This is a genomic window from Streptomyces sp. NPDC046349, assembly GCF_055587885.1.
Window position 1 is genome coordinate 273,493 of the sequence record NZ_JBVJFK010000013.1, and the last position, 9,218, is coordinate 282,710.

Here is a 9,218-nt window from a genome sequence, read left to right on the forward strand (position 1 = left end):
CATCGTAGCCCCAGTCCCGAGATCGCCACACCCTGTCACCAAGATGTCACTGTGCACGAAGCAGAAACGCGGCGGGAGAGCAGAAGGTTCCCCGTTTACCGCCCGTCCACACCGCTACGGCCACAGTGTGTCAGCGGTCCGGCTCCCTCCGCTCTCCCTCCCGTCACTTGCCCCGCATCCACTGCTCCATGACCGACAACAGGTAGTCAGGGTCGACCGGCTTGGTGACGTAGTCGGAAGCGCCGGAGTCGATCGCCTTCTCCCGGTCCCCCTTCATCGCCTTGGCCGTGAGCGCGATGATCGGCAGGCCGGCGAACTGCGGCATCCGCCGGATCGCCGAGGTCGTGGCGTACCCGTCCATCTCGGGCATCATGATGTCCATCAGCACGACCTTCACGTCGTCGTGCTGCTCCAGGACCTCGATGCCCTCGCGCCCGTTCTCCGCGTACAGCACCGCCAGTCCGTGCTGTTCCAGCACGGAGGTGAGCGCGAAGACGTTGCGGACGTCGTCGTCCACGATGAGCACCCGCTCGCCGCGGAAGTCGTAGGTCCGCGCCACCGCCGGAAGCTCCCCCTCCGCAGCGTCCCGGGCATCCTCCGCACCCGCCGCGTCCGGCTGCCCCGGCACCGCGGTACGCGGCTCCAGGTCGCTCAGCGCCTTGCGGCGCCGACGGAACAGCGCGGCCCCGCCCCGTCCCGCTCCGGCCTCCGGCGACGCGGACCGCACGGGCTGGGACTGCGCCGCCGGCTCGGCCGCGGACCCTGCCGACAGCACCGGAAGACCGGGCTGCGCCCCGTCGAGGGACCGCCGGTACAGCTCGCCGCGGGCGCCTCCGGGCGTGGGCGGCGCGTATCCCTGCGGCGGCAGCTCGCTCGGGTGCAGCGGCAGGTACAGCGTGAAGGTGGAGCCGCGGCCCGGCTCGCTCGCCGCGTGGATCTCACCGCCCAGCAGCCGGGCGATCTCCCGGCTGATGGACAGCCCCAGGCCGGTGCCGCCGTACTTGCGGCTCGTGGTCCCGTCCGCCTGCTTGAAGGCCTCGAAGATCACCAGCATCTTGCTCGCCGCGATCCCGATGCCGGTGTCGGTGACCGAGAAGGCGATCAGGTCCGCGTCCGCCTCCCGCAGCGAACCGGCCTCCAGCAGCTGCTCGCGGATCTCGGTGGGCACATCGGCCCCGGCGGGCCGGATCACCAGCTCCACCGCGCCGGTGTCGGTGAACTTGACCGCGTTCGACAGCAGGTTGCGCAGCACCTGGAGCAGCCGCTGCTCATCGGTGTGCAGGGTCGCAGGCAGCTCCGGGGAGACCCGGACCGAGAAGTCGAGGCCCTTCTCGGCCGTGAGCGGCCGGAAGGTCGCTTCCACATAGTCCACGAGCTGGACCAGCGCGATCCGGGTCGGCGAGACGTCCATCTTCCCGGCCTCGACCTTCGACAGGTCGAGGATGTCGTTGATCAGCTGGAGCAGGTCCGAGCCTGCGCCGTGGATGGTCTCGGCGAACTCCACCTGCTTCGGCGAGAGGTTCTCGTCCGCGTTGTCGGCGAGCAGCTTGGCGAGGATCAGCAGCGAGTTGAGCGGGGTGCGCAGCTCGTGGGACATGTTCGCCAGGAACTCGGACTTGTAGCGCATCGAGACCGCGAGCTGCTCGGCGCGCTCCTCCAGGACCTGCCGGGCCTCCTCGATCTCGGTGTTCTTCACCTCGATGTCCCGGTTCTGCTGGGCCAGCAGTTCGGCCTTCTCCTCCAGCTCCGCGTTGGCGGCCTGGAGGGCCTTCTGGCGGTTCTCCAGCTCGTCGGAGCGCTCGCGCAGCTGCTCGGTCATCTCCTGCGACTGCTTCAGCAGCATCTCCGTCTTGGAGTTGACGCTGATGGTGTTGACGCTCGTACCGATCATCTCGGCGATCTGGCTGAGGAAGTCCTTCTGGATCTGCGTGAAGGGCGTGAAGGAGGCCAGCTCGATGACGCCGAGCACCTTCCCCTCGAAGAGCACCGGCAGCACGATCACGTGCGCCGGCGGCGCCTCGCCGAGGCCCGAGGAGATCTTCAGGTAGCCGGGCGGGGTGTTCTCGACGAGGATCGTCCGCTTCTCCTCGGCGACCGCTCCGATCAGCCCCTCACCCGGCCTGAAGGAGATGGGCATCTGCCCGCCCGCGTACGCGTAGCTGCCGCGCATCCGCAGCTCGTACGAGCCGTCCGCGCCGCCCTCCGTACCGATCTCGGTGGTGCCGCCGGCCGGCACCGCCAGGAAGAAGGCTCCGTGCTGCGCGGAGACCACCGGCGTCAGCTCGCTCATGATCAGCGAGGCGACGTCGTCGAGGTCGCGGCGGCCCTGCATCAGCGCGGAGATGCGGGCCAGGTTGCCCTTGAGCCAGTCCTGCTCCTTGTTGGCCAAGGTGGTGTCGCGCAGGTTGACGATCATCGTGTTGATGTTGTCCTGGAGGACCTGGATCTCGCCCGCCGCGTCCACGTCGACCTTCAGGCTGAGGTCACCGCGGGTCACCGCGGTCGCCACGGCCGCGATCGCGCGCACCTGCCGGGTGAGGTTGCCGGCCATCTCGTTCACGGACTCGGTCAGGTCCCGCCAGGTGCCGTCGACGTCCCGGACCCGGGCCTGGCCGCCCAGGATGCCCTCGGTGCCCACCTCCCGGGCCACCCTCGTCACCTGGTCGGCGAAGGAGGAGAGCTGGTCGACCATCGTGTTGATGGTGGTCTTGAGCTCCAGGATCTCGCCCCGGGCGTCGATGTCGATCTTCTTGGTCATGTCGCCCTTGGCGATGGCGGTCGTGACCATGGCGATCTGCCGCACCTGACCGGTGAGGTTGGAGGCCATGAAGTTCACCGAGTCGGTGAGGTCCTTCCACGTACCCGAGACCCCCGGCACGTGGGCCTGTCCGCCGAGGCGGCCCTCCGTACCCACCTCGCGGGCCACCCGCGTCACCTCGTCGGCGAACGACGACAGGGTCTTCACCATCGTGTTGACGGTGTCGGCGAGCTGGGCGACCTCGCCGCGCGCCTCGACCGTGACCTTCTTGGTCAGGTCGCCGTTGGCGACGGCCGCCGAGACCTGGGCGATCCCGCGGACCTGGGCCGTCAGGTTCCCCGCCATCGTGTTGACGTTGTCGCTGAGGTCCTTCCAGATGCCGGTGACCCCGCGGACCCGCGCCTGGCCGCCGAGGATGCCCTCGGTGCCCACCTCGCGGGCCACCCGGGTCACCTGCTCCGCGAACGAGGACAGCTGGTCCACCATCGTGTTGACGGTCGTGACGAGTTCGAGGATCTCGCCCTTGGCGTCGACGGTGATCTTCTTGGAGAGGTCGCCCATGGCGACCGCCGTCGTCACCTCGGCGATGTTGCGGACCTGCGAGGTCAGGTTGTTCGCCATGAAATTGACGGACTGGGTGAGGTCCTTCCAGGTGCCGGAGACACCCTTGACCTCGGCCTGACCGCCGAGGATGCCCTCGGTGCCCACCTCCCGGGCCACCCGGGTCACCTGCTCCGCGAAGTTCGAGAGCTGGTCGACCATGGTGTTCAGGGTGTTCTTCAGCTCGAGGATCTCGCCGCGGGCGTCCACGTCGATCTTCTGCGACAGGTCGCCGCGCGCCACCGCCGTGGCGACCTGGGCGATGTTGCGCACCTGCGAGGTCAGGTTCCCGGCCATGCCGTTCACCGAGTCCGTCAGGTCCCGCCACACGCCTGCCACGCCCGGCACCTGCGCCTGACCGCCGAGGCGGCCCTCCGTACCCACGTCCCGGGCCACCCGGGTCACCTGCTCGGCGAAGGCGGAGAGCTGGTCGACCATCGTGTTGATGGTGTTCTTCAGCTCGAGGATCTCGCCCCGGGCGTCCACGTCGATCTTCTGCGACAGGTCGCCGCGCGCCACCGCCGTGGTCACCTGCGCGATCTGACGCACCTGCGAGGTGAGGTTCCCGGCCATGAAGTTGACGGAGTCCGTCAGCTCCTTCCAGGTACCGGAGACCCCCTCCACCCGGGCCTGGCCGCCGAGGCGGCCCTCCGTACCCACGTCCCGCGCCATCCGCGTGACCTGGTCGGCGAAGGACGAGAGCTGGTCGACCATGGTGTTCACGGTGTTCTTCAGCTGGAGCATCTCGCCGGAGACGTCCACCGTGACCTTCTGCGACAGGTCGCCGTTGGCCACCGCCGTGGTCACCTGGGCGATGTTGCGGACCTGCCCGGTGAGGTTGCGGAAGGCGGTGTTCACCGAGTCGGTGAGGTCCTTCCACGTCCCCGCCGCCCCCGGCACCTGCGCCTGCCCGCCCAGCTCGCCCTCGACGCCGACCTCGCGGGCGACCCGGGTCACTTCCGCACCGAAGGACTGGAGTTGGTCGACCATCGTGTTGACGGTGTTCTTCAGTTCCAGCATCTCGCCGGCGACGTCGACCGTGACCTTCTGGGACAGGTCGCCGCTGGCGACCGCCGTGGTCACCTGCGCGATGTCCCGCACTTGGGTGGTGAGGTTGCGGAAGACCGTGTTAACCGAGTCGGTGAGGTCCTTCCAGGTCCCCGCGGCCCCCGGCACTTGGGCCTGCCCGCCGAGCAGGCCCTTGGCGCCCACCTCGCTGGCCACGCGCGTGACCTCGTCCGCGAAGGTCCGCAGCGTCTCCGTCATCTGGTTGATCGTTTCGGCCAGCTGGGCGACCTCGCCGCGCGCGCTGACCCGCACCTTCTGCGACAGGTCGCCGTTGGCGACCGCCGTGGTCACCTGCGCGATCCCGCGCACCTGGGCCGTCAGATTCCCGGCCATGGTGTTGACGGAGTCGGTCAGGTCCTTCCACACGCCGGCGACGCCGGGCACCTTGGCCTGACCGCCCAGCTCGCCCTCCGTGCCCACCTCGCGGGCGACCCTCGTCACTTCGGAGGAGAAGGAGGACAGCTGGTCCACCATGGTGTTCACGGTGTTCTTCAGCTGCAGCATCTCGCCGGCCACGTGCACGGTGACCTTGCGCGACAGGTCGCCCTTCGCCACCGCCGTCGTGACGAGAGCGATGTCACGCACCTGCGCGGTGAGCCGGTACGCCATCGTGTTGACGGAGTCGGTCAGATCCTTCCAGGAACCGGACATTCCGCGCACCTGGGCCTGACCGCCCAGCTTGCCCTCGGTACCCACCTCCAGCGCCACGCGCGTCACCTCGTCGGTGAACGCGGACAGCTGGTCGACCAGGTTGTTGACGGTACGGCCGACCTTCAGGAACTCGCCGCGCAGCGGATGCCCGGCCCCGTCGGCGGTCTGCGTCCGCAGGTCCATCCGCTGGTCCAGGTCGCCCTCGGCCACCGCCGACAGCACCCTCCCCACCTCGGACACCGGCCGGGCCAGATCGTCGACGAGCTGGTTCGAGGCGTCGATCGCGGCCGCCCAGGAGCCCTCGCACGCACCGGTTTCCAGCCGTTCGCTCAGCTTCCCCTCACGGCCCACCATCCGCCGGACCCGTGACAGCTCCCCGGTCAGGTGGAGATTGCGGTCGGCGACCTCGTTGTAGACGGCGGCGATCTCCGCCATCACGCCTTCGCCGGACACCGTCAGCCGCTTGCGGAAGTTTCCGTCCCGCATCGACACCAGGGCCGTGAGCAGCCGGTTCAGAGCGGCGGTATCGACCTCTGTCGTGCCGCCGCGCCGGGACCGCCCGCCCTTCGGCCGCGTCCCCGTACGCCGCACCACTGCGCCAGACTCCACCGTGTCCCTCCCGAAAGGGTCGACCGCTGTTCCACCGGACACCTGACTCATCACGAGCCGGCTCTACAAGCCTGCCCAGTGTTTCACCCTGGCCGAACCCGGCCATAACACTTCGGCACCATCGCACACCCGCCGTACCCTGCGAGTGGATTCCCGGACGACGGCACCATGCCGTCCGCGAAGGTAAGTAACCTGGCAACCGATGTCCAACCGCGTCGAAGGAGATTCGTGATCACGGCACGGGCGGCTGCCAGCTTCGATCCCCTCGGGCGCTCGGTCGCCGCCGCTCGCGCGTTCGTCCGCGACACCCTGCAGGGCTGGGGCTTCGCGGACATCGTCGACGACGCGGTGGTCCTCACCAGCGAGCTCGTCACCAACGCCGTGGTCCACGCCGGAACCAGGGCCGAGGTCCTGTGCCTGCGCACCGAGGACGGTGTGCGGGTCGAGGTCGCCGACCGCTACCCGGAGCGCGAGCTGCCGCTGCGGCACCCCGTCGAGCGCCCGTACGCCGACCCCGACCGCGAGAACGGCCGCGGGCTGATGCTCTGCGCCGCCCTGGCCACGCGGTGGGGCGTCGAGTACACCGCCACCCACAAACACGTCTGGTTCCGCCTGGACCTGCCAGACCGGCCGGTCGGTACCCGCTCGGCGGGCCCGGTCGTCCCCGACCGGATGCTCCCCCTCGCCGACAGCCGGGTCCGCGTCGCCGTCCTCCAGGTCGATTCGGCCGACGCCGTCTGCGCCTGGAACGAGGACGCCGAGCACATCTTCGGCCACCCCGCCGAGAAGGCGGTGGGCCGCCCGCTCGCCGAGCTCGCAGCCTGGCCGCAGACCCCGGGCACCGGGACCGGCATCGCCGAGGCGCTGCGGCTGTCCCGCTGGGAGGGCAGCTACGGCGTCCGCGGAGCCGACGGCCGTGTCATCCCCGTCTACGCGTCGCACCTGCGGGTCCGCGACGCCCACGGCGAACCGTCCACGGTCTGCCTCCTCGTCCACGACGACGAGCGGGCCCTGCTCCAGAGCCCGGTACGGGTGCCCTCCTCCGACAGCGGCCATTTCGCCGAGCCCCGCGCCGCCGACCCGTTCGAGGTCTTCATCGGCTCGCCCGCCCCCGACGACCTGGACGGCCTTCTCCAGCGCACCGTCGAGCGGGCCCGCGACCTCCTGGACGCCGACGCCGCCTTCCTGCTGCTCGCCACCGACGACGAGACCGAGCTGGAGGTCCGCGCCACCACCGGCCTGCCGTCCACCCGCCAGCGCTTCGCCCGTGTCCCCGTGGAGGCCGGCACCAACCGCTACGGCTCCGCCCGCATGCCCGCCGTCCACGACGACCTCGTCGCGGTGCCCGGGGCGGTCCCGCTCCTTGACGCAACCGGCATGCGCTCCGCGGTCACCGTTCCCTTGAAGGTCGAGGGCCGGCTCACCGGCTCCCTGGGCGTCGCCGCCGAGAGTCCCGGCCGCTATTCGAACGAGGAGGCGCTCCACCTCCAGTTCGCCGCCGACCGCATCGCTTTGGCGGTGGAGTCGGCCCGCCTCGGGGAGCTGGAGCGGCTGCGCCGCGGTTCCCTTTCCTTCCTCGTCGAGGCCTCCGACCTGCTGGCGGGCACGCTGGACCGGGACCAGACCCTGGCCCTCATGGCCCAGATGACCGTCCCGACCCTCGCCACCTGGTGCGCCGTCTACACCATTGCCGATCAGTCCTCGGACCCGTACCTCAGTTACGTCCTCCACGAGGACGAGGACCGCATCGACGGTCTGAAGGCCCTGCTGTCGCGGGTCAGCCCGCCCGAACCGGTCCGCGAGGCCGGCGCCCGCCCGTGGCCCGAGGCCGCCCTGGCGGTCGGCGGTGAGACGGTGGTCCTGCCCCTCCTCGCCCGCAACCGCGTCATCGGGATGCTCACCCTGGGCAAGCCCCGGGAGGAGCACTTCCGCCAGGAGATCCTGGAACTCGCCGAGGACCTCTCTCGCCGGGCCGCGCTCGCCCTGGACAACGCCCGCCTCTACTCCGAGCGCACCGCGATCAGCCGTTCCCTGCAGCGCAGTCTGCTGCCGCCGGGCTCCCCCGCCATCCCGGGCATGGAGGTCGAGGTCATCTATCGGGCGGCCGGCGAGGGCAACGAGGTGGGCGGCGACTTCTACGACGTCTTCCCGATCCGGGACGGCGTGTACGGCTTCGCGATCGGCGATGTGTGCGGCACCGGCCCGGAGGCGGCTGCGGTGACCGGTCTGGCCCGGCACGCGCTGCGCCTGCTGGCCCGCGAGGGGCTCGGCGGGCCGGCGGTCCTGGAACGTCTCAACGCGGCCATCCTCGACGAGGGGGCGCGCAGCCGCTTCCTGACCCTCCTGTACGGCGAGCTCCATCCGCAGCCGGACGGCGGCGCCCTGATGAAGGTCGTCTGCGCGGGCCACCCGCTCCCGCTGCGCCTGCGCCCGAACGGCGAGGTGGACGCGGCCGCGGAACCGCAGCCGCTGCTGGGTGTGATCGAGGACCTGGACCTGTACGAGGAGACCCTCACCCTCGACCCGGGCGACGTCCTGCTGTGCGTCACGGATGGTGTCACCGAGCGGCGTGAGGGCAGCCGGATGCTCGGCGATGACGGCCTCACGGAGGTCCTCACGACCTGCACGGGGCTCACCGCCGGCGCGGTCGCCTCCCGTGTGCTGCGCGCGGTGGAGCGGTTCGCGGCCGAGCCCGCCTCGGACGACATGGCGATCCTCGCCTTCCGCGTGCCCCACCCGCGGGCGGGCGATTAATCGCGGTGCGCCCGGTGACGGTGTGGGCTAGCCTCGGCGCCCATGCCGACTCCTCGCACACGCCCTGATTACACCGCCGATGAACGTACCCAGCTCCTGGGCTGGCTCGACATGCACCGCTCGATCATCCATTGGAAGTGCGAGGGCCTCTCGGACGAGGACGCCCACCGCCCCGTCCTGCCGTCTTCCCCGCTGATGACGGCGGCGGGGCTCGTCTCCCACATGCGCTGGGTCGAGCACTGCTGGTTCGAGGTGATGCTGCTGGACCGGCCCTCCGACATCAACCCGCAGTTCGGGGATGTGGAGGACGCGGACATGCAGGTGGACGGAGTCCCCCTCCGCCGGCTTTTGGAGGAGTACGACCGCCAGTGCGCGGTGTCGAACGAGATCCTGTCGTCGCTCTCCTTGGACGACACGGGCCGCAACACGGAGTTCAAGGCGGGCGCCGCCTCGGTGCGCTGGGTCATGCTCCACATGATCGAGGAGACCGCCCGCCACGCCGGCCATCTGGACGCGATCCGCGAGCTGGTGGACGGCGAGAGGGGCTATTTCTGATCCCGTCAACGCAAAAAGGCCCCCGCCTGATGGCGGGGGCCTTTCTGTTTGGAGCCCTTTAACGGAATCGAACCGTTGACCTTCTCCTTACCATGGAGACGCTCTACCGACTGAGCTAAAAGGGCGGGTTGTTCGGCGGCGTCCTACTCTCCCACAGGGTCCCCCCTGCAGTACCATCGGCGCTGAAAGGCTTAGCTTCCGGGTTCGGAATGTAACCGGGCGT

At 70.0% G+C, this 9,218-nt stretch carries 3 protein-coding genes, 1 tRNA gene and 1 rRNA gene; 2 read left to right on the forward strand and 3 right to left on the reverse strand.

What is annotated here, in order from left to right:
• Nucleotides 1–163 precede the first annotated feature (163 nt).
• Complete coding sequence (locus tag ACZ6JS_RS28980) at nucleotides 164–5,686, reverse strand: HAMP domain-containing protein (RefSeq protein WP_469302228.1); 5,523 nt, start codon at nucleotides 5,684–5,686, stop codon at nucleotides 164–166.
• A 168-nt stretch (nucleotides 5,687–5,854) separates the two neighbouring features.
• Between ACZ6JS_RS28980 and ACZ6JS_RS28985 the strand changes: the two genes are divergently transcribed.
• Both ACZ6JS_RS28985 and ACZ6JS_RS28990 read left to right on the forward strand, forming a co-directional pair.
• Nucleotides 5,855–8,440, forward strand: coding sequence for a SpoIIE family protein phosphatase (locus ACZ6JS_RS28985; RefSeq protein ID WP_469302229.1), 2,586 nt, complete (start codon nucleotides 5,855–5,857; stop codon nucleotides 8,438–8,440).
• Nucleotides 8,441–8,482: 42 nt separating this feature from the next.
• A complete protein-coding gene (locus tag ACZ6JS_RS28990) occupies nucleotides 8,483–8,995 on the forward strand; it encodes a DinB family protein (protein ID WP_469302231.1) in 513 nt (170 codons plus the stop codon).
• A 49-nt stretch (nucleotides 8,996–9,044) separates the two neighbouring features.
• Here ACZ6JS_RS28990 and ACZ6JS_RS28995 read toward each other — a convergent pair.
• Nucleotides 9,045–9,120 (reverse strand) — tRNA-Thr (locus ACZ6JS_RS28995).
• Nucleotides 9,121–9,125: 5 nt separating this feature from the next.
• Nucleotides 9,126–9,218, reverse strand: a 5S ribosomal RNA gene (gene rrf / locus ACZ6JS_RS29000); the annotation flags it as partial.

Excerpts from the sequence above, each read along its gene's own strand:
- ACZ6JS_RS28985 (WP_469302229.1), top strand. The coding sequence starts at position 5,855 with ATGCCGTCCGCGAAGGTAAGTAACCTGGCAACCGATGTCCAACCGCGT.
- ACZ6JS_RS28990 (WP_469302231.1), top strand. The coding sequence starts at position 8,483 with ATGCCGACTCCTCGCACACGCCCTGATTACACCGCCGATGAACGTACC.